Here is a 20,320-nt window from a genome sequence, read left to right as displayed (position 1 = left end):
GCATACTAATCCAAATCGTTCTTTAGTGTGAAACTATCGATTGCTCCCTGGGAGAGGGTGCAATCGATATTCACGAAGGGCGTGAAGGATATGGGTGAGGAGGACCCGGAGTATGAAACCATTCACTGCATTGCAGCTTGGCAGCTTTGTGGTTGCCGCTGCCGTCCTTGGCTTTGGCTCGACTGCCATGGCCGCCGGAAAAATGGCCTGCGTCGACTTGGGCCGCACCGCATTTGACATTCCTGGTCTGACAATTCAGTCCAGCAGGACTGTTTCAATCGGAGATGTGATCGACAAGAGAGACAAATCGCCGATCAATCACTGTGTTGTGCGGGGCCAGATTGGTGCCCATACCGGCATTGATGGAAAATCATACGCCATTTCGTTCGAACTGCGTTTGCCCGATGACTGGAATGGTGACTTTGTTCACCAGTTTAATGGCGGCAATGATGGATTTGTTGTGCCCGCTCTGGGACAGGTCATGGGTGCTGATCGCACACAAACGGCGCTTGGACGGGGCTTTGCTGTGGTCTCCAGCGATTCTGGCCATGATGCCATGGCCAACAAGGATGCAGGGCTTGTTGGTGGTGCGCTCTTTGGTCTGGACCCGCAAGCGCGGCGTGATTATGGCTACACCGCCGTTGAGACACTCAATCCCGCCGCCTTGAAAATTGTCGAGACCTATTATGGCAAGCCTGTTCGGTTTCGCTACGGCATTGGTGGCTCCAACGGTGGTCGCCATGCGCTGGTTGAAGCAGAACGGATGCCCGGCGCGTTCAATGGCTTGTTGGTTGGTTACCCCGGTTATCGTTTGCCAAAAGCGGCTGTTCAGCATGGGTGGGATGTGCAAGCGATGAAGCCGATCACCGGTGATATTCGCACAGCATTCACACCCGCTGCCATGAATGTTTTGAAAAAAGGCATTCTGGCCGCCTGCGATGCGCTGGATGGTCTGAAAGACGGCTTTGTGGCTGACAGTGCGGCCTGCCAGCAAAAATTTGAGATTACGACATTGGAGTGCAAGGCCAACCAAACGGACGATTGCCTGAGTGCTGCACAGATCAAGGCACTTTCCACCATGCAAAAAGGGCCGCACAACAGCAAAGGTGAGCAGCTCTATAGTTCCTGGATCTGGGACACGGGCATGGCATCCGATAATTGGCGTGGATGGAAGTTTGATGGTGGAAAAGTACCGGACGGCACTGCTTTAATGCCGCGCATTGTGGCGCTGGGCGGGCCGTCTTTGGCCTATGTGTTCATGACGCCGCCAGTAAAAATCGGTGGCACAGTCGATGAGGTGGAGAATTTTCTGCTGCATTTCAACTTCGATACGGATGCGCCGAAAATCTTTGACAAAACGGCAGATTATTCAGAATCCTCCTATGATTTCATGGTGCCACCAGGGGCAGACAATCCCGATCTTGCGGCCTTTCGCGATGCGGGTGGCAAGATGATTGTCTTCCACGGCAATAGCGACCCGGTGTTTTCAGTGGTGGATACGATTGACTGGTACAAAAAGCTGGATGCCAACAATGGCGGCAAGGCAAAAAACTTTGCCCGTTTCTATGAAGTTCCCGGCATGCCGCATGGGGCAGGTGGCCCATCGACCGATGATTTCGATATGTTCGCAGCCTTGGTCAATTGGGTTGAAGATGGAAAAGCGCCGGAAGCCATTGTGGCCGGGGTGACGGCAGGCAACAAGGAAGGTCAGGAAACTCTGGGCGATGTGAAGCGCAAGCTTTGCCCCTATCCACAGGTTGCACGCTATACAGGCTCTGATCCAAAATCGGCCGATAGTTTTACTTGCCAATAAGAACCATCGGGTGGGCGCGTCTATTGGATTGCGCCCACCGGCCTGAACCCATCTTTGTGCCGCTCAAGCATCGGGGTTGCAAAGCAGCCTTCGACGATCTCTGTGAGGTTTGGCATTTCGGGCAGGTTTGGCGCAAAGGCGTCAAGCGCCGTTTTCCATCTGTCCGATTGCAGCATGGCGGCCCCGATCACGACCGGATTGATGTTTAGGGTTTGCAACAGGGACAATCCGGCCTTGATGGAGGTGCCACTGGAGATGACATCATCGATCAAAGCAACGCGCGCGCCTTCAATCAAGGGCAACATGCGTGGATCAATATAGAGCCGCTTGATCTGATCCGGGGTGGTGATCGATGATAGAGGCACGGAGAGCGCCTCCTGATACCAGAACTTGCGCGAGGTGCCGAGTGGCACATAGCGGCTGTGACCGAGCTTTTTTGCCACTTCAGAGGCCAGTGTAAGCCCCAGTGTCGGCAAGCCAATCACCATATCCGGCCTGTATGCGCGAAGTTTGGTCGCCAAATCTTCCGCCAAGGCATCGACCACGGCAAAGCTGGCCTGATTGATAATCAACGAGGCCAGCGCGTGGCGGCCATCTGCGAGCGGGCGGATGGGCAATTGCACCTGCCGTCCATCTGCCAATGTCGCCGGGAAGAAATGCTGAAGGGCAATGTCACTGGCGAAGGTGTGCGGTGGATGCAAGGTCTGCCAAAAATCATGCGGCTGCATTTTTATCCTCCGCATCTATCGGCAATTCACGCTCAACCAGTCGCGTCCAGAAGCGAACGCCTGAGACGATGGCATCATCGTTGAAATCATAGGCGGTGTTGTGGTGCAGCGCGCCATCCACAGCCGGGCCGTTGCCCAACCAGACATAGCAGCCCGGCGCTTCACCTGCAAAGAAGGCGAAATCATCGCCTGCGGTGGAGGGCGGAAATGTGGTGCGGACCTTCTCACCAAACACGTCCTTCGCGGCAACCAGTGCACGGGCTGTGGCATCGGGATGGTTGATGACCGGCGGAATACGGCGGATGAACTGATAGTCTGCCTTTATGCCAAACATGCTGGCCGTGCCATGGGCAAGACGGCCGATTTCCTCTTCCAGCTGATTGCGAACATCCGCGCTATAGGCGCGAGCGGTGCCGCCAATTTCGACTAGATCAGGAATGACATTCAATGCCTTGGGATCACCTGCCTGCACCGAGCAGGCGCTGACCACGGCAGGCTGGAGCGGATCCACCACACGCCCAACAATGGTTTGCAAAGCAGAGAGAAACGCACCCATAGCCGTGATCGGGTCGCGGCCCAGATGCGGCTTTGCACCGTGCGTGCCGGTGCCGCGAAAGGTGACGCGCCAGCTATCGGACGAGGCCAGTTGCGGACCTTCCACCACGGCCATTTCGTCGGTATCGAGGCCCGGCATGTTGTGCAGCCCATACACGGCATCGCAGGGAAAAAGTTGAAAGAGACCATCCTCCACCATGCGCTTTGCACCGCCGCGTCCTTCTTCGGCGGGCTGGAAAATAAAATGCACCGTGCCGGAAAAATTGCGCGCTTTGGCAAGCTCGCGCGCCGCCCCGATCAGCAATGTGGTGTGGCCATCATGTCCACAGGCATGCATTTTGCCCGCAAATTTTGATTTATAGGGGCGCTCTGCCACTTCCGGCATGGCCAGCGCATCCATATCGGCCCGAAGGCCAATGGTGCGGGTGCCATTGCCCACCTTCAAGGTGCCGACCACGCCGGTGCTGCCCAAACCGCGGTGCACGGAAAGTCCTGCTTCTGCTAAAAGCCTGGCAACGATATCTGATGTGCGCTCTTCCTCGAACCCCAGTTCTGGATGGGCGTGCAGATCATGGCGAAGGGCGGTGAGAAAGGCGATGTCATCGGTCATCGGGAGATCCTATTCCACTATGCCAAGAACGGGCGATGTCAGCACCGTACCTGTCAAGACATCGGCAATGCCGAGGTCGGTTTGATGCGGTCCCGCATTGCAAGCAAGTGTTGCGCCGAAACAGGCCTTGAAAATCAGGTAAGGCGGTTGCCAATCGACTATTGTGTCCATGCTGGCGCGAAGGGCGGCAAAGCCATCGGCCACGTCTGCTAAAGGTGCTTCAGACACCAGCCCGGATATGGGCAAGGGCAAAAGTGCCTGCACCACGCCACCACGGGCCGAGGCCATGCCACCACCTGCGGCAATCACGGCATTGGCGGCCACCGCCATATCCTCTTCATTGCCACCAAAGACCGTGAGGTTGTGGCTATCATGAGACACCGTGGTGGCAAAGGCACCTTGCCATCTGCCCCATTCGCGCAAATATCCCACTTTCGGCGCGCTGCTGGACAGGCCATGGCGATGGGCGACGGCAATCAGGGTGGCTCCCTTCGGCGGGGTGACAAAACCATCAATCACATCGGTTTCCGCCTCGCCCCAGCGGGTGAAGCGGGGGCGGTCAATGGTTGCCACCCGAACGCGTCGCCCCTGAGATCGATTGCGAAAATCATCGGAGGTGAGGGGGGCAATTTTCATCGATTGTTTAAATGTGTCTGAAGACGTTGGCTCAGGGCATTGGGCGAGCTGTCCAGCCTGGGCCAAAGTTTCGCCATTGACCAATACATATTGCGCTTGAAAATCGACCAGATTGTCAAAAATCACCAGATCGGCGCGGCGACCAGCGGCAATCAGGCCAAGGTCATCGCGGCCCAGACGCCTTGCGGCATTCAGGGTGGCGGCCTGCAAGGCCCATTCTGGCTTGAGGCCATAGCGGGTCAGTCGCCGCACCACATCATCCAGCCCGCCTGCACTGTGTAAGTCATCGGGAAACACATCATCGGTGCAGAGCGTCACGGTTTGCGGCAGATGGCCTAGCCTGTTGAGAGCGGCGACAAACTCTGGCAGCAGATGATCATGGGAACCGCGAAGCTCAATGACGAGGCCCGCCCTGAGTTTTTCCATCAGGTCATCGCCCGAGACCAACTCGTGGTCGGAGCTGACACCGGCGGCCATAAACGCCATAAGATCAGAGCCTGTGAGGCTGCGGGCATGGCCACAGACCGGTTTGCCGGATGCGAGACCGGCATGAACGATGGCGCTCATGCGCGCATCACCGTCGATCACGCCGCGCATGTTCATCACCTCGGCAATGCCGCCGATCTCGGATCGTTTGAGAAGATCACGGATAATGGTGGCATCAAAATCCGCTCCCGCCAGTTCCAGCCCCGGTGCCGATGGCACACAGGACGGAGCCAGCACGATAAACCGCAAAGGAAGATCACGGGTGGCGGCCATGGCCCATTCCACACCCGCCACACCATGCACATTGGCAAACTCATGCGGATCCCACACCACGGTGGTGACCCCGCGCGCCACCACGGCATTGGCATAGGTGGCAGGTGTCACCATTGAGCTTTCGACATGCATATGCGTGTCGATCAGGCCGGGACAGATGAAGCCACCTTTCGCATCAATTATCTCACCGGCATCGCTGCGTGATCTCGGCTTATGCACGGAGGCAATCAGCGGCCCAACAACACCCACATCGGCGGCACGATGCTCGCCGGTAACCATATCCACCACGATGCCATTGGTGATCAATCGATCAAAGGGCATTGCCCCTCGGGCGGCGGCTGTGGCGCGAAGCCGCAAGGCTGGATCGGCAAGATCAAGGGGTTCGGAACGTGTCATGGTTTTGCGGCCTCGGCTTTGAGGGCATCCAGAATGATGCAACGAATGGCATTGGCATTGCAATCGGCTGCAAAGGCGGCATTGAACGTGGCATGGCTTGCGCGGGTTTCCACCACCGTTCGCCCACGGGTAAGGGTGCCAGCCAGCTCAACCCCGATAAACGCAGGCTCAAACGTCACAAGGTCTGGCCGCACAAAGGCAACGGCAGCAGCCGGATCATAAAGCGCCATCCGGTCGCGGCCTCGCGAGACGGCAATGTTGATGAAACCTTCGGTGAGATCGGCCAAAAGTGCTGCATTTTTGCCCTTTGATGCACGAATGGGGACAACATCGTCCAAGTCAGCGTTGATTTTACGACAAAAATCGAGATCGATCATTTTAATGGGAAGGTTATGGGCCAGCACAATGGCCAAAGCTTCCGGATCGGCCAAGGCGTTAAATTCGGCAGAGGCCGTGTGATTGCCACGGGTGATGCCACCGCCCATCCAGACCAGTTCATCAATTTTGGCAGCCAATTCGGGCCGCGCCAGCGCAAGCGCTGCGATATTGCTCAAGGGCCCAAGGGCGAGAATGTGCTTTGGCCCATCACCTCGGCTTAACCAATCACACAGGGCGACAAATGCGGGACAGTCGGGCAAATCGTCAGCCTGTGGCAGGCACAAGCCTGTTGTGGGAATGCCGCTGTCGCCCAAAATTGTGGTTGCTGTTTCAAGCTTTGCCAACACGGGTTTTTCGCGCCCGGTATGGATGGGGCATGTCCAGCCGAAAGCTTTTGCCGCTCCTGCCGCGTTGCGGCGCACCTGCGGCAATGGCGCATTGCCAAAGCACAGGGAGATACCGTCGATTTCCGTGCCATGATGCATCACCACCAAAATGGCGGCAATGTCATCAAAACCCATATCGGTATCAATCCAAACACCCATGCTCTGTCCTCTACTGGCGCGATAAGATAGCGGCATTTTGAATGGGCAGATCAAACACCACATCCTCACCAGCACGATAGGCGGGCAAAGCGGCGTCTACTTCCGCTTTCACAACGCCAAAGGTGGTTTCCAACACATATTCGCGGGTGCCACCGGCAAAGGAGACACCACGCACGGTGCCGCGAAAAGTGCCTTGACCCAGCACAACAGCGCGGGGGCGAAAGGCAAGGCCCGCCGCATCGGGCAATGGGCCTTCAATCGGCAGCACACCCGCATTCGAATGCAGTTTGCCATCCTTGATGGTGTAGATATTTTCAAAGCCAACAAAATCGGCGACGAAATGCGAGACAGGAGCGTTATAAATCTCTTCTGGCGTGCCAATCTGCTCAATCGCCCCTTTGCGCATCACCACAATGCGGTCGGCCAGCGCTAAGGCTTCGGCCTGATCATGGGTGACGAAAATCATGGTGACGCCGGTTTCTCTTTGTACGCGTTGGAGTTCGGTGCGCATATCAAGACGCAGGCGGGCATCAAGGTTGGACAAAGGCTCATCCAGCAGCAGAACTTTCGGCTCCATTACCATCGAGCGGGCTAGTGCCACACGCTGCTGTTGGCCACCGGAAAGCTCTGGCGGTTTGCGTGCTGCGTAATCCATCAGCCCGACGGATTTCAGTCCGCTTTCCACCCGGTTGCGCAGGTCAATTCCTTTGATGCCCTTCAGCTTCAGGCCAAAGGCCACATTGTCAAACACCGTCAGATGCGGAAACAGCGCGTAGGATTGAAACATCAGGCCGATGTTGCGCTTGTTGGCGGACACGTGGGTAATATCGACACCGTCAAGGCGAATGGTGCCTCGGCTTGGGGCCAAAAGGCCTGCAATGGCCCGCATGGTGGTGGTTTTGCCGCAGCCCGACGGACCAAGCAGGGCCACAAGTTCGCCTTTGCCAATGGTGAGATCAAGATTGTCCACGGCGGTGGTGTTGCCATAGCGCAGTGTGAGTTTTTCAAGAGAAAGGGCGGTCACATCAGACATAGCGGGAAAATCCAAGAAAGCGTTCGGCAAGAAGGACTATGCCCATGGAGAGAAAGGCAAGCAGCGAAGACAGGGCGGCAATGGAGGGATCGAACACGATTTCCATATAACCCAGCATATCAATTGGCAGTGTTCTCACCCCCGGACCGGAGAGAAACAGCGACACCGGCACCTGATTGAAACTGGTGACAAAGCCGAGAATAAAGGCCGAGAGAATGCCACCGCGAATATTGGGCAGCACCACGCGAAAAAAGGCCCCGATGCGCGAGCAGCCCAAAAGCACCGCCGCCTCTTCCATATCAGAGCGCAGATTGCCAAGGCTTGCCGACACCACCCGCACGGCGTATGGCAAAACCAAAGCGGTGTGGGCCAAAAACAGCGCAAGCGTGATGGGCATGCCAATCGGCACGACAAAATAGCGCAACAGCGCAAGGCCGACGATAATGCCCGGCACAATCACCGGAGCCGAGACAATGGTGCGCACCGTCTCAGAAAAGGGCAGCCGATACCGCGACATGGCGTAGGAGGCCGGAACGCCCAGCAGCAACGCCACCAGCGTACCGCCAATCGCCAAAATCATTGAGGTGACAAAGCTCTGGCGGAAGCTTTCCACCGTAAAGACCTTGAAAATCCATTTCAGTGACAGGCCTTGCGGCGGAAAGGCCAGCGTATCGCCAGCCGAAAACGAGGCGGCAACAATGATCAGAAACGGCCCGATCAAAAAGGCGATCACCAGCCATAAGATCAGGTTGGAAGGGGTGAGCGAAAAGCGCAACTGTCTCATACATTTGCCTTTGCTGTTGCGATGCGTTTGAGCAGCAGGTTGGCGGCAAAACTCATGGCCACCAGCACAAGCGCGATGACACTGGCCGAGACGAAATCATTGGCCACCGTGACGCGCTGATAGAGCAGGGTCTCCAGCATCAGCACCTTGGAGCCACCCAGAATGGCAGGCGTGATATAGGCGGTGAGCGAGCCGGTGAACACCAGGGTGCCACCAATCACCAGACCTTCCTTGGTCAAAGGCAAAATCACTTTCCAGAAAATCTGAAACCAATTGGCCCCCAACACGCGGGCAGCAGGCACAACATCCTTTGGCAGGTTTTCCAAAGCACTGATCAGCGAAATGATCATCAGCGGCAAAAACAGCTGCAAAAGGCCAATGAACACGGCTATTTCGGTAAACAGAATACGGGCGGGACTATCGAGAATGCCAAGGCCTTGCAGCGCCTGATTGACAATGCCGGTGCGGCCCAAAATGACAATCCATGCATAGGTGCGCGCCACTGGCGAGATCATCATCGGCAACATCACCAGCCCGATCATACGGCCTTTGGAACTCGCGGGTAGCGACACAATGGCATAGGCCGCCGCATAGCCAAGAACGGCGGCAGCAGCGGTAACCTCAAGGCCCAGTTTCAAGGTGCGCCAGAAGACTGTGCGATTAAGCGTTTCTGAGAAAAAGGCACTGTAGGCCGAAAAGCTCCATCCGCCGCTCCCCTGAAAGCTCTCGGACAAAAGCAGAATAACCGGGACCAGAAACACCACGCCCGCAAACAATGCAGCTGGCAACGCCAACATCAGGGCTTCAGTGCGGTTTTGAAACATGTCTGGTCCTTTTGATCATCATACACGGCATGAAAATGGAAGGCGTTTTGAAACCCCTCCCCAATCCTCCCCACAAAGGGGAGGGGTCTTTTTGAGTGTCATCACACATCAAAAAACGCGCAGCGTTTAAGCTCTTACTGCCCAACCTTGGCGTTCCATTCCTTCAACCAGGCATCCCGGTTGTCGAGGGCAACAGCGGAGGGGATCAGATCGAGGCTTTTGGCGGTGTCTTCACCATAGGTGATGTTGTTGGCGACCGCATCCGACACCTTCACCTCCTTGTTGGCGGGGCTATCCACCAATTTTTCGGCCAGCTTGGTCTGCACCTCGGTCGAGAGCCAGAAATCCATGAATTGCAAGGCGAGATCCTGATGTTTTGAGCCTTTGGTCATCACCATCACATTCATGCCGCCGGTCTGGCCTTCTTTGGGGGTGGCCCAGGCCAAGGGCAGATCCAGCTTGGTAAAGGGTGCCCAGGAGAAGCGGCCAATCGGCGCCGCCCAGATTTCGTCCTGTTGCATCAATTGCACCAGCTGCGAGGATTTGACGTAGAAGGTAACGATGTCGTCTTTCTTCTCACCGATTGCGGCAATGGCAGCCTTCAAATCCGGGCTATCCTTGCCCAAAGCCTTGCCCAGCATGTAGAGCGCTGGCGGTCCCTGATTGGTTGTGATGTTCGGAAAGGCGATGTGCGATGCATATTCCGGCTTGAGCAGATCGGCCCAGGAATTGATCTTCATCTTGTCCGTACGATAAACAATCGATGTGGCGTAAAAGGTATAGCCCACACTCATGCCATCGCCATTGGGGTCTTTGGCAATATCGTAGAGCTTATTGAAGTTAGAGAGTTTAGACGTGTCGATCTTGTCAATCAGACCGGCGCGGCTGGCTTGCAAGGCATCGGCCATGGAAACAACGGCCATATCCACCACGGGATTTGCCTTGTTGGTTTCCATCTTGGCCAGACGCTCAACGCTGTTGCCGGTTTCCACCACCAGTTTGCAACCGCATTTTTGCTCAAACGGAGTATAAACAATGTCTTTGAACTCGTCTTGCGCAAAGGCATAGACCGAGATCGTCAAGGTCTTGTCGTCGGCATGGGCAAGGCTGGTAAAGGCACCGCTGGCAAGCAATGCCAGGGCTGATACACTCAGAGCTGTTTTCAGCATGTTCCTGTTCCTCTTTTATGGTGATGGGTGTTTGATACCGGGCCGGGACCGCTGGTCTGGCGGGTGATGAGCGACATGGGAACCCGCGTGTTTTCGCCAACCTCGTCACCGGATTTTCCATCGATTGCGCAAACAAGCGAGGCGATGGCAATATCGGCAATGCGCGGCATATCCATACGCACGCTGGTCATGGCGGGAGTGATGGCGGATGCCCAGAACAGATCGTCAAAGCCGGTGATGGTTGCCTGTTCCGGCACGCGAATATTGGCGCGGTGCAGCTCGGTCATGGCGCGAAGCGCATGAAGGTCCGAGACAGCGGCAAAAGCCGTTGTGCCGCTCTCGAATCTTTCTGCAAGGCCTAAAAGTGCTCCGGCTCCGTGCTTGGCTTCATGCTGTTCGATCCATAAAACATCCACGGTCGCGCAGCCTGACAGGGTGGAGCGCATGCCGCCAATGCGGTCATTTTGCACGTTGGAGGCTGGGTTGTTGCCGATCAACAGGATGTTGCGATGGCCAAGCAAGGCCAGATGTGTGCCGATCAAGGCACCGCCCTGCCAGTGATCGGCGGACACCGTATTGCCGGGTGTTGATGGACTATCAATCACCGCAAAGGGAATATCCATCGAGGCAATACGGGTGCCGCGCCTTGGCACAATGATCAGCCCATCAACGCCGCGCTCAATCAGCCGGTTGATCGCTTCTGTCTGCACGCCGACATCGCCGCGTGAGTCGGCAATCAGAATGCCGTAACCGCTCGCACTTGCCGCACGCTCAATGGCCTGGGCAATTTGCGGAAACAGCGGACTGGCAATATCGGGCAGCACCAGACCCAGAACGCCGCTTTTGCCGGTGCGCAAGGCCCGCGCCGCCTGACTGGGCACATAGCCCATCGCTTCGGCCATGTCGCGAATGCGCGGCACTAGGCTTGCCGAAACCCGCCCCTTGCCGGAGAGCGCGTTGGACACCGTGGCCACAGACACGCCAAGGGCGCGGGCAATATCACCAAGATTGATCGTCTGCTTCGGGTTTGGCGTGACGGACATGGCTAAGCGCTTTGATTAAACGATTAATCATACTTGCATAAGGCAGAGTCCGCGTTGATGTCAACGCTATTCCCCTCTAAAAAATCATGGGTTTTGACTCTGGAGTCTGTCGGGTTCAAATTGAACCACAGTACACGACACAAACGCCTTTATGTGCCGTTTACCCCCCTCTGGCTTGCCAGCCATCTCCCCCACAAGGAGGGAGATCGGATAGGCGCTCCCGCTCGTTTTTAACACTGAACCTATGATTTCCGACACATACAGCGCCGTGCGTTTTATAAAACGCACAAAGGACGCTGCAACGCTTTAAATATGCAGTAGGACGTATGCTGTTGAGCAATGGGGTTGCTTTTTGTCGATCTCCCTCCTTGTGGGGGAGATGCCCGGCAGGGCAGAGGGGGGTGAGCTATACGGTAAAACCTATGCGTCGTGTACTGTGAAATTTAACCAGACAGACTCCAGAGTCGCTTGTTTTCATTTGTCTGATCAGAAAAACCGGATTCCACTTTTTCCTGACAAACTCTAGAAACTCGGTGGCGTGCAGGCGCTGATCACTTCGCAGGGCACGGGGCCGACACAGCGAAAGCGGTGGGGCCTGCGGCTTTCAAAATAATAGGCATCGCCGGGACCAAGGATTTGGCGCTCATTATCCACCGTCACTTCCAGCCGACCGGACAACACAATGCCGCCTTCCTCGCCTTCATGGGTGAGAAGAACCTTGCCGGTATCGGCACCGGGCTGGTAGCATTCTTTTAGCATTTGCAGGCTGCGGCCAAACAGATTGTCGCCGATCTGTCGATAGGAAAGGCCGCCCTTGCCAATCTCCGTCAGTTCATCGGCGCGATAAAAGGCCTTGTTGGGCTTGTCTGGCTCAAAGGCGAAAAACTCGGCAAGACCAATCGGAATGCCATCGAGAATACGCTTCAAGGCCCCTACCGACGGATTGGAAGCATTGGACTCGATCAGCGAAATGGTCGAATTGGTCACGCCCACCCGCTTTGCCAGCTGCCTCTGGGACAGGTTGTTGCGTATGCGTAAGTAACGTAGCCTGTTGCCGATATCGACTGTCATGCTTGATCCGTTTCTGTTGTTCGAAATATCGCAAACATAGACATATCAGTCCTTTAATTTCAATGGATTAAGAATATCAAGAAAAGGACTTGTTCAGAAAATAAAATCATGGCGGTGATAGCCAGATACAAGGAGATTCCCATGACCGATCATGCCAAACCGAATGCGCCGGGCCTCGACAGTTTCTGGATGCCATTTACCGCCAATCGCCAGTTCAAAGCCGCACCGCGCATGCTCGCCGGTGCCGAGGGCATGTATTATACATCCGTAGACGGCCGCACTGTGCTGGATGGCACCGCTGGTCTTTGGTGCGTCAACGCAGGCCACGGCCGCCGCCAGATTTCTGCTGCCGTTGAAAAGCAGCTGATGACGCTGGATTTTGCCCCTACCTTCCAGATGGGCCATCCGATTGCCTTTGAATTTGCCGAGCGTTTGGCCGAGATTGCCCCAGGTGAAGGCGAAAACAAGCTGGATCGTATTTTCTTCACCGGCTCTGGCTCTGAATCGGTCGATACGGCGCTGAAGATTGCCATTGCTTACCAGCGCTCCATCGGTCAGGGCACCCGCACCCGTTTGATTGGCCGCGAACGCGGCTATCACGGCGTGGGCTTCGGCGGTATTTCGGTGGGCGGTCTGGTCAACAACCGTCGCGTATTCCCGCAGATCCCGGCAGACCATTTGCGCCACACGTTTGATCTGGAGCGCAATGCCTACGTCAAGGGCCAGCCGGACTATGGCATGGAACTGGCGGATGATCTGGAACGCTTGGTGGCGCTGCATGGGGCTGAAACCATTGCGGCCTGCATTGTTGAGCCTGTGGCAGGTTCCACCGGTGTTTTGCCCCCACCCAAGGGCTATCTGGAGCGCCTGCGCGCCATTTGCAGCAAGCACGGCATCCTGTTGATTTTTGATGAAGTCATCACCGGCTTTGGCCGTCTTGGCAGCCCGTTTGCCGCCAACTATTTCAACATTACCCCAGACCTGATCACCACAGCCAAGGGCATCACCAATGGCTCTATCCCCATGGGTGCGGTGTTTGCGGCGCGTAAAGTTCATGATGCCTTGATGCACGGTCCCGATGGTCAGATCGAGCTGTTCCACGGCTATACCTATTCCGGCCATCCGACAGCCTGTGCCGCCGGTATTGCCACAATGGATATTTACCGGGATGAGTCGCTGCTGACCCGCGCAACTGAGGTGCAGGATGCCTGGCATGAGGCAATCCATTCGCTAAAGGGCCTGCCACACATTATCGACATTCGCACCATTGGTCTGATTGCCGGTATTGAGCTCAGCCCCCGCAACGGCGAAGTGGGCAAGCGCGCCTATGACGTTTTTGTTGATTGCTTCGAAAAAGGCCTGCTGATCCGCGTGACGGGCGACATCATCGCCCTTTCGCCGCCGCTGATTATCGAAAAATCGCAGATCAGCGATATCGTCTCGATCCTTGGTGATGCGCTGAAGCGCGCAGCTTAATCCTCGACATGCATCCCCTTGGCTGCACATTCGCGGCCAAGGGGATGATCACTGTTTTTTGACAGATTTTTTGCTGCGGCAAAATTGATCTATGTCATGTTCTGTCAGGCCACAGCGGTTAAACAAGCGCTGTAAAGACATGCATTTTAGGTTTGGCCGTGACATTGCGCAAAAAAAAGACAACAGATCCCGGTGCCGAAAGGCTGAAGGCCATTGAAGCCCGCGTGGCGCGGCAACTTCGTAAGGCCGGATTGCTGGCATTTTGTGCCAGCATGCTTGCTCTGCTGCAAAGCCTTGTGGTGGGCATAAGCCTTGGTGCGCTGGCATCAAGTTCGATAGCACCGTTTACGACCGGCCTTGCCGCCCTGCTTTATCTTGGGCTTGGCTTTGTGCGCCATGGTCTGGATGCTTTAGGCGGGCGCGTCGCTTTTGTTGCGGCCCAAAAGGTGATTGCCGAGGAGCGCACGGCCCTGCTTTTGCGCGAAAGCCGGGTGTCGCCGCTATCAAGCCATGATTTTTCGTCTGCGCAAGGCGCGCAGTTGATTGCCAATAAGCTCGACATGCTCTTGCCCTATCTGTCGCGCTACCACATCGCTTCGTTTAAAACCCGCACAGTGCCCTTGGTTATTCTGGCCATTGTTGCTTATTATTCCTGGGTTGCGGCGCTGATTTTCATCATCGCAGGCCCGATGATTCCGGTGTTCATGGCCCTTATTGGGTATGCAGCCCGCGATGCCAGCTTGAAGCATCTCAAAGAAACCGGCTCGCTCAATGCATTGTTGCTGGAGCGGCTGAACGCTTTGGTGGACATCAAAGTGCTCGATGGCCGCGATATGATGGTCCGGCAGTTTTTTGACACCGCCGATAGCTTGCGCCAACGCACCATGGCCGTGCTTAGAATTGCCTTTTTATCGTCAACCGTGCTGGAGCTGTTTTCGGCCATCGGCATTGCCATGGTGGCGGTCTATGTCGGCTTCAGCCTGTTGGGTGAGATCAATTTCGGGGCCTATGGCACGCCGCTCACCATTGGTGGCGGTATTTTTCTGCTGTTGCTGGCGCCCGATTTTTTTGCACCTTTGCGCGAGCTGGCTGCCGCCTGGCATGACCGGGCCAGCGCGCTCGGTGTTGCCGAAGAACTGGCCGAGCTGGAAGCAAAGCCCAAAAGCTTCATGCTCGGCTCCGGCAATCCTGCGCCAGCACTGGTAGGTGCTGCCTCTCTTCAGACCCGCAACCTGTGCTACACCCGGCCAGACGGGTGCGTGATCACCTTTGCTGATTGCAAAATCCAAGCCGGAGAGACGGTGGCAATCACCGGCCCCAGTGGCATTGGCAAAAGCACGTTCCTCGCCTTGCTTGCAGGCTTGGTGCCCCAAAGCCAGGGCTCAATCACCGTTGCCGGGGTGCCCTTGGATGATGATACGGCAGATGCATGGCGAGCGCGTCTCGCCTGGGTGTCGCAAACCCCGCATTTTCAAAATGCCAGCCTGCGCGCCAATGTTGCAGGCGCAAAAACCTTTGATGCAGACCGTTGGAATGCGGCGATGACCGCCGTGGGGCTGGAGGCGCTGGTTGCCAATCTGCCGTATGGCGATTTGACCCGCCTTGGTGAGACTGGCAACGGCCTTTCGGGCGGCGAGGCGCGGCGGGTGATGCTGGCGCGCGCGCTTTATATGGATGCCGATGTGATTTTGGCCGATGAGCCAACCGCTGATCTCGATGGTGACAATGCGCGGCGTGTCACAGAGAGCCTGCTGGCCTTGGCACAGCGCGGCAAGACATTGATTGTTGCCACCCATGATGCGGCATTGGTGGCGCGCTTGAGCCGCGAGATCAGGCTGGGTGCTACACAATCTGAGGAGCAGGTGGCATGATGCGGCTGTTTCGTTTGTTTTTGCGCATTTGGCGGGCGCATCTTGGGGCTTTCTTGCTCGGCACGGTGTTGTCCGTGTTGGTGCTCAGTGCTGGCACGGCCCTTTTGGGCCTGTCTGGCTGGTTTATCACGGCAACGGGCATGGCCGGGCTGATGGGCATCGGCATTGCCTTTAACGTGTTTGGGCCAAGCGCTGGCATTCGTGCTTTGGCGCTGGGTCGAGCCGCGACGCGCTATGGTGAAAGAGTGCTGAGCCATGATGCGACATTGAGGGGCCTTGCGGCCTTGCGCGGCCAATTGCTGGCGGCAATGACCAAGGCTCCTCTGCGGGTGCTGGCCGCTCTGCGCGGATCGGAACGGCTGAACCATCTGACACTGGATGTTGATGCGCTGGATGGGCTGGCCCTGCGGCTGATCATTCCGCTCGCAACAACCCTTGTGGTGCTGACTGGCTTTATCGCCCTGGTGTGGTGGCTGGAAAGTGGCCTTGTCGCCTCATTACAGGCTATGAGCTATCTGTTGGGCTTGACGCTCGCCATTGTGCTGGTGCTGAAAACCACCAGTCAGCCCTCGCGGCTGGCGCAAAAAGCGCTTCAGGCATTGCGTGAGCGTTATATTGATGTGGTTCGGGCGCGGCCCGAATTAATGGTGTCCGGCACGCTGGCAAGCCGCAGCCGCAAGGTCTTGGAGGCGCAAGACAGATTGCAAAACGCGCAAGGCAAGATTGACCGGTTTGAGCGTCTGGCTGGCCTTTGCCTGAGCGGCGCTGGCACGGTGGCGGCTTCCGCCAGTCTTTATCTCGGTATCACCCTTGCCCAGCGCGGAGTGATCGATGCTCCCATGGCCGCCTTTGGCTTTTTCACCGCCCTAGCTCTTACCGAAGTGATAGCGCCGGTTCATCGCGGCCTCACCGAACTGGGGCGGATGAAAGATGCCGCACGGCGGATTGATGCGCAGATACAACACGGTGAAACGCTGCCCACACAAGCAGCCAAACCGGCACGGGTGGGCAAGGCTGATCAACCCGTTTTGGCGCTTTCAGGCGTGTGCTACAGTCAGTTTGGCCGCGCAATTTTGAAGGATTTTTCTCTCACTGTCCGTGCTGGCGAGACGGTGGCTCTCATCGGGCCAAGCGGCGTGGGCAAAAGCACGGTGCTCCTTTTGGCTCTTGGTCAACTCAGGCCGCAAGCGGGCCAGATCGATCTCGCTGGACACGATGTTTTTGCCCTGTCTGAGGCGCAGCTATTCTCGCTCTCGACCCTCTTGCCGCAGCGAAGCGCGTTGATGAGCGGCACGGTGATGGATGCATTGCGCCTTTCGCGCCCCGATCTTGATGAAGCGCAAGCATGGAATGTGCTGACAGCCGTGCAGCTTGCGCCTGTGATTGTCGATCGCGGCGGGCTTGATAGCAGGTTGGGGGAGGGTGGTTCTGGTCTGTCAGGCGGCGAGCAGCGACGTCTCTCACTTGCCCGCGTATTGTTGCGCAATCCAAGACTGCTTTTGCTGGATGAACCTACCGAAGGCCTTGATCATGCCACGGCACAGGCTGTTTTGGCTGGCATTCGCCAATTTCTGCCAGACGCCGCCATTTTGATGGCGTCACATCAGAGCGTGGAAAAGGCCGCAGCCGATCGAACTGTTTTGCTTAAGTGAGAGGAGGTGTGTCGCGGGGGTGCGGCGCATTGGCGCATTTTTATATCGCATAACTGCTTTTTGATTTCGATCAACTCTGACTGCCGATCCGGGGGGTAAATACCCCTCATATGCATTGCAAAATGTATCCTTCGGGTCAGAAAGAGCAAAGACAATGGAACTCAATATCATTGAGCTATCGCGCTTGCAGTTTGCCGCGACCGCGCTTTATCACTTCCTTTTCGTTCCCCTGACACTCGGGCTTTCGGTTATCGTTGCCATTATGGAAACCGTCTATGTGATGACGGGACGTCCCATCTGGCGGCAGATGACCAAATTCTGGGGCACATTGTTTGGGATCAACTTCGTCCTTGGCGTGGCTACGGGCCTCACCATGGAATTCCAGTTCGGCATGAACTGGAGCTACTACAGCCAATATGTCGGCGATATTTTCGGCGCACCCCTGGCCATTGAAGGCCTGATGGCCTTCTTTCTGGAAGCTACATTTGTCGGCCTGTTCTTCTTTGGCTGGGACAAGCTCTCGCCAAGGGCGCATCTGGTTGTTGCGTGGCTGGTGGCAATCGGCTCCAACATGTCGGCGCTGTGGATTTTGATTGCCAATGGCTGGATGCAAAATCCGGTTGGCGCGGTCTTCAATCCGCAAACCATGCGCATGGAAATGACCAGCTTTTTTGATGTTGTGTTCAACGAAACAGCTCAGGCCAAATTCGTTCACACGGTGTCGGCAGGCTATGTCACGGCAGCCGTCTTCGTGCTCGGTGTCTCCGCCTGGTATCTGCTAAAAGGCCGCCACGTTGATCTGGCCAAGCGCTCAATTGCCGTTGCCGCAAGCTTTGGCCTTGCCGCATCGCTTTCCGTTGTGGTGCTGGGCGATGAGTCTGGCTATGGCGTGAGCCACTCGCAAAAAATGAAAATGGCCGCCATTGAAGGCATGTGGGAAACTCAACCTGCACCGGCCAGCTTCACCCTGTTTGGCTTTCCCGATCAAAAAGCGCGCGAAACCCATTATGCTATCCATATTCCCTATGTCATGGGCTTGATTGGCACACGCTCCTTGACCACCGAAATTCCGGGCATTGACCAATTGGTCGCGCAGGCAGAGGTGCGGATTCGCTCCGGTCTGATTGCCTATGACGCACTGATGAATGTGCGCGCCAACAAGGGCAAGATGACGGATGCCGATAAGGCCGCCTTTGAAAACCACAGTGCGGATCTGGGTTTTGCCCTGCTGCTGAAGCGTTATAACGATGATCCACGCACAGCCACGCCTGAGCAGATTGTCATGGCTGCCAATGATACCGTGCCAACCGTCTGGCCGCTGTTTTGGGCTTTCCGCCTGATGGTTGTCCTCGGCTTTGCCTTCATCGGTGTGATGATCTGGTTCTTTTATATGGTGTCTTTCCGCAAGATGCAGTTCCCGCGCTTTGCTCTCTGGATTGCGGTTCTCATCATTCCGGCTCCATGGATCGCCGCGGAACTTGGGTGGATTGTTGCCGAATTTGGCCGTCAGCCCTGGACTGTGGACGGCGTCTTGCCCACCGCTCTGTCGGCTTCCAGCCTGAGTGTGACCGATCTTTTGCTCACCCTTGCAGGCTTTGTGCTGCTGTACACCGTTCTGTTTGTGGTCGAGATGGGCTTGATGCTCAAGTATATTCGCAAAGGCCCGCATATCGACGTGCATGAAACCGAAAACTGGCAGAAGCAGCACAGCGCTCGCCTTGCTCCCGCCACCATTCCTGCTGCGGAGTAACGATCATGATCCTCAATCAACTCATCGACTTTGACGTCTTGCGTGTGATCTGGTGGGTGCTGCTGGGCGTGTTGCTCACAGGCTTTGCCCTCACCGATGGTTTCGATATGGGCGTCGGTGCGCTGCTGCCCTTTGTTGGTCGAAACGATGTGGAGCGCCGTGTTGCCATCAACACCATCGGCCCTGTCTGGGAAGGCAATCAGGTCTGGTTCATTCTGGGTGGCGGTGCCATTTTTGCCGCATGGCCTCCGCTCTATTCGGCCAGTTTCTCGGGCTTTTATCTGGCCATGTTCGCCGTTTTGGCAGCCTTCATCCTGCGGCCTGTTGGCTTTAAATATCGCTCCAAGCGCGACAGTGCCACCTGGCGCAATTGCTGGGACTGGGCCCTGTTTGTGGGCGGTGCCGTGCCTGCGCTGATTTTTGGTGTGGCCATGGGCAATGTGCTGCAAGGCGTGCCATTTCGCTTCGATGACGATCTTCGGATTTTCTATGAAGGCACGTTCTTTGGCCTTTTGAACCCCTTTGCGCTTCTGGCCGGAGTGGTGTCGCTGATGATGCTGGTGACCCATGGCGCAGCCTGGCTCAACCTGAAAACCGAAGGTGCTGTGCGCGATCGCGCCCGTGCCATTGGCTCCATCACCTCGCTGATTACCATTGTGGCCTATATTCTGGCCGGTGTCTGGCTGGCAAAGGGAATTGTAGGCTATCAGGTAACCCTTCCCGCCGTGGCCGATGGTCCATCCAACCCGCTCTACAAGGATGCTGTTCAGGCCGGGTCGTGGCTGTCTGCCTATGCTGTCCGTCCGTGGATTGCCGTTGCACCTGTGGTGGGTATTCTGGGTGGCTTGCTGACATTCCTTGGTCTTCGGGCCGGTCGGGAAGTCTCGACGCTGTTGTTCTCGAAACTGTCGATCATTGGCGTGGTGTCATCGGTGGGGTTGACCATGTTCCCCTTCATCCTGCCATCGACCATTGATCCGCGCTCATCCCTCACGGTTTGGGATTCGTCTTCATCGCACCAAACCCTGTTTGTCATGCTGGTGGCTGCTGTGATTTTTGTGCCGATCATCCTTGCCTATACCTCATGGGTCTACAAAGTTCTGTGGGGCAAGGTCACGGAAGCCGACGTCAAAGCCAATTCGGAATCGGTCTACTAAACAGGCATTGTTCGGGCGCAGAACCGCTCTGCGCTTTTGCAACACGATGCTCTAACGGGAAAGGAAATAT

General features: G+C 56.4%; 16 protein-coding genes. 6 read left to right on the top strand and 10 right to left on the bottom strand.

Annotated features, from left to right (window positions below; all coding sequences use genetic code 11):
* Positions 1 to 112 precede the first annotated feature (112 nt).
* Positions 113 to 1,813, top strand: a complete 1,701-nt coding sequence (locus E6C51_RS15835; RefSeq protein WP_210235011.1) for a tannase/feruloyl esterase family alpha/beta hydrolase — start codon at positions 113 to 115, stop codon at positions 1,811 to 1,813.
* Between the two features lie 20 nt (positions 1,814 to 1,833).
* Here the strand turns inward: E6C51_RS15835 and E6C51_RS15830 are convergent, their stop codons facing one another.
* From E6C51_RS15830 to E6C51_RS15785, 10 genes are all read right to left on the bottom strand, one after another.
* A complete protein-coding gene (locus E6C51_RS15830; protein ID WP_407920821.1) occupies positions 1,834 to 2,541 on the bottom strand; it encodes a phosphoribosyltransferase in 708 nt (235 codons plus the stop codon).
* Positions 2,528 to 3,706, bottom strand: coding sequence for a M20 aminoacylase family protein (locus E6C51_RS15825; RefSeq protein ID WP_190236675.1), 1,179 nt, complete (start codon positions 3,704 to 3,706; stop codon positions 2,528 to 2,530). The genes E6C51_RS15830 and E6C51_RS15825 overlap by 14 nt, the downstream gene beginning before the upstream one ends.
* Before the next feature lie 9 nt (positions 3,707 to 3,715).
* The gene (locus E6C51_RS15820; RefSeq protein ID WP_190236674.1) at positions 3,716 to 5,497 is read right to left on the bottom strand and encodes an adenine deaminase; all 1,782 of its coding nucleotides are present in this window, start codon (positions 5,495 to 5,497) and stop codon (positions 3,716 to 3,718) included.
* Positions 5,494 to 6,420, bottom strand: a complete 927-nt coding sequence (locus E6C51_RS15815; RefSeq protein WP_190236673.1) for a nucleoside hydrolase — start codon at positions 6,418 to 6,420, stop codon at positions 5,494 to 5,496. The genes E6C51_RS15820 and E6C51_RS15815 overlap by 4 nt, the downstream gene beginning before the upstream one ends.
* A gap of 10 nt (positions 6,421 to 6,430) precedes the next feature.
* Positions 6,431 to 7,453: an ABC transporter ATP-binding protein gene (locus tag E6C51_RS15810; RefSeq protein WP_190236672.1), complete on the bottom strand. Its 1,023-nt coding sequence runs from the start codon at positions 7,451 to 7,453 to the stop codon at positions 6,431 to 6,433.
* Positions 7,446 to 8,237 (bottom strand): ABC transporter permease, encoded by a 792-nt coding sequence (locus E6C51_RS15805; RefSeq protein WP_146935259.1) that lies wholly within the window; start codon positions 8,235 to 8,237, stop codon positions 7,446 to 7,448. The genes E6C51_RS15810 and E6C51_RS15805 overlap by 8 nt, the downstream gene beginning before the upstream one ends.
* Positions 8,234 to 9,061 (bottom strand): ABC transporter permease, encoded by an 828-nt coding sequence (locus tag E6C51_RS15800; RefSeq protein ID WP_190236671.1) that lies wholly within the window; start codon positions 9,059 to 9,061, stop codon positions 8,234 to 8,236. The genes E6C51_RS15805 and E6C51_RS15800 overlap by 4 nt, the downstream gene beginning before the upstream one ends.
* A gap of 134 nt (positions 9,062 to 9,195) precedes the next feature.
* Positions 9,196 to 10,230, bottom strand: coding sequence for an ABC transporter substrate-binding protein (locus E6C51_RS15795; protein ID WP_190236670.1), 1,035 nt, complete (start codon positions 10,228 to 10,230; stop codon positions 9,196 to 9,198).
* Positions 10,224 to 11,273, bottom strand: a complete 1,050-nt coding sequence (locus E6C51_RS15790) for a LacI family DNA-binding transcriptional regulator (protein ID WP_190236669.1) — start codon at positions 11,271 to 11,273, stop codon at positions 10,224 to 10,226. The genes E6C51_RS15795 and E6C51_RS15790 overlap by 7 nt, the downstream gene beginning before the upstream one ends.
* Positions 11,274 to 11,795: 522 nt before the next feature.
* Positions 11,796 to 12,344 (bottom strand): cupin domain-containing protein, encoded by a 549-nt coding sequence (locus E6C51_RS15785; RefSeq protein ID WP_146935252.1) that lies wholly within the window; start codon positions 12,342 to 12,344, stop codon positions 11,796 to 11,798.
* A gap of 141 nt (positions 12,345 to 12,485) precedes the next feature.
* Between E6C51_RS15785 and E6C51_RS15780 the strand changes: the two genes are divergently transcribed.
* The 5 genes from E6C51_RS15780 to cydB all read left to right on the top strand — a co-directional run bounded on the left by E6C51_RS15780 (position 12,486) and on the right by cydB (position 20,250).
* Positions 12,486 to 13,820, top strand: coding sequence for an aspartate aminotransferase family protein (locus tag E6C51_RS15780; RefSeq protein WP_190236668.1), 1,335 nt, complete (start codon positions 12,486 to 12,488; stop codon positions 13,818 to 13,820).
* A gap of 158 nt (positions 13,821 to 13,978) precedes the next feature.
* Positions 13,979 to 15,691, top strand: coding sequence for a thiol reductant ABC exporter subunit CydD (gene cydD / locus E6C51_RS15775; protein ID WP_210235010.1), 1,713 nt, complete (start codon positions 13,979 to 13,981; stop codon positions 15,689 to 15,691).
* Entirely contained in the window at positions 15,688 to 17,343 is a 1,656-nt protein-coding gene (locus tag E6C51_RS15770) for an amino acid ABC transporter ATP-binding/permease protein (protein WP_190236667.1), read from the top strand. Before cydD ends, E6C51_RS15770 begins: the two co-directional genes overlap by 4 nt.
* A gap of 154 nt (positions 17,344 to 17,497) precedes the next feature.
* A complete protein-coding gene (locus E6C51_RS15765) occupies positions 17,498 to 19,093 on the top strand; it encodes a cytochrome ubiquinol oxidase subunit I (protein WP_190236666.1) in 1,596 nt (531 codons plus the stop codon).
* 5 nt (positions 19,094 to 19,098) lie between these two features.
* Positions 19,099 to 20,250 carry a cytochrome d ubiquinol oxidase subunit II gene (gene cydB / locus E6C51_RS15760; RefSeq protein WP_146935244.1) on the top strand — a complete coding sequence of 384 codons (1,152 nt, stop codon included), beginning with the start codon at positions 19,099 to 19,101 and terminating at the stop codon, positions 20,248 to 20,250.
* Positions 20,251 to 20,320 lie beyond the last annotated feature (70 nt).

Source organism: Gillisella terrae, assembly GCF_004801395.1.
Lineage (GTDB): Bacteria > Pseudomonadota > Alphaproteobacteria > Rhizobiales > Rhizobiaceae > Allorhizobium > Allorhizobium terrae.
This window is presented reverse-complemented; position numbering and strand designations above follow the sequence as displayed.

Coding starts and splice junctions, on each gene's coding strand:
- E6C51_RS15835 (WP_210235011.1), top strand. CDS start 113: ATGAAACCATTCACTGCATTGCAGCTTGGCAGCTTTGTGGTTGCCGCT.
- E6C51_RS15790 (WP_190236669.1), bottom strand. CDS start 11,273: ATGTCCGTCACGCCAAACCCGAAGCAGACGATCAATCTTGGTGATATT.
- E6C51_RS15770 (WP_190236667.1), top strand. CDS start 15,688: ATGATGCGGCTGTTTCGTTTGTTTTTGCGCATTTGGCGGGCGCATCTT.
- E6C51_RS15800 (WP_190236671.1), bottom strand. CDS start 9,061: ATGTTTCAAAACCGCACTGAAGCCCTGATGTTGGCGTTGCCAGCTGCA.
- E6C51_RS15810 (WP_190236672.1), bottom strand. CDS start 7,453: ATGTCTGATGTGACCGCCCTTTCTCTTGAAAAACTCACACTGCGCTAT.
- E6C51_RS15765 (WP_190236666.1), top strand. CDS start 17,498: ATGGAACTCAATATCATTGAGCTATCGCGCTTGCAGTTTGCCGCGACC.
- E6C51_RS15780 (WP_190236668.1), top strand. CDS start 12,486: ATGACCGATCATGCCAAACCGAATGCGCCGGGCCTCGACAGTTTCTGG.
- cydB (WP_146935244.1), top strand. CDS start 19,099: ATGATCCTCAATCAACTCATCGACTTTGACGTCTTGCGTGTGATCTGG.
- E6C51_RS15815 (WP_190236673.1), bottom strand. CDS start 6,420: ATGGGTGTTTGGATTGATACCGATATGGGTTTTGATGACATTGCCGCC.
- E6C51_RS15825 (WP_190236675.1), bottom strand. CDS start 3,706: ATGACCGATGACATCGCCTTTCTCACCGCCCTTCGCCATGATCTGCAC.
- E6C51_RS15795 (WP_190236670.1), bottom strand. CDS start 10,230: ATGCTGAAAACAGCTCTGAGTGTATCAGCCCTGGCATTGCTTGCCAGC.
- E6C51_RS15785 (WP_146935252.1), bottom strand. CDS start 12,344: ATGACAGTCGATATCGGCAACAGGCTACGTTACTTACGCATACGCAAC.
- E6C51_RS15820 (WP_190236674.1), bottom strand. CDS start 5,497: ATGACACGTTCCGAACCCCTTGATCTTGCCGATCCAGCCTTGCGGCTT.
- E6C51_RS15830 (WP_407920821.1), bottom strand. CDS start 2,541: ATGCAGCCGCATGATTTTTGGCAGACCTTGCATCCACCGCACACCTTC.
- E6C51_RS15805 (WP_146935259.1), bottom strand. CDS start 8,237: ATGAGACAGTTGCGCTTTTCGCTCACCCCTTCCAACCTGATCTTATGG.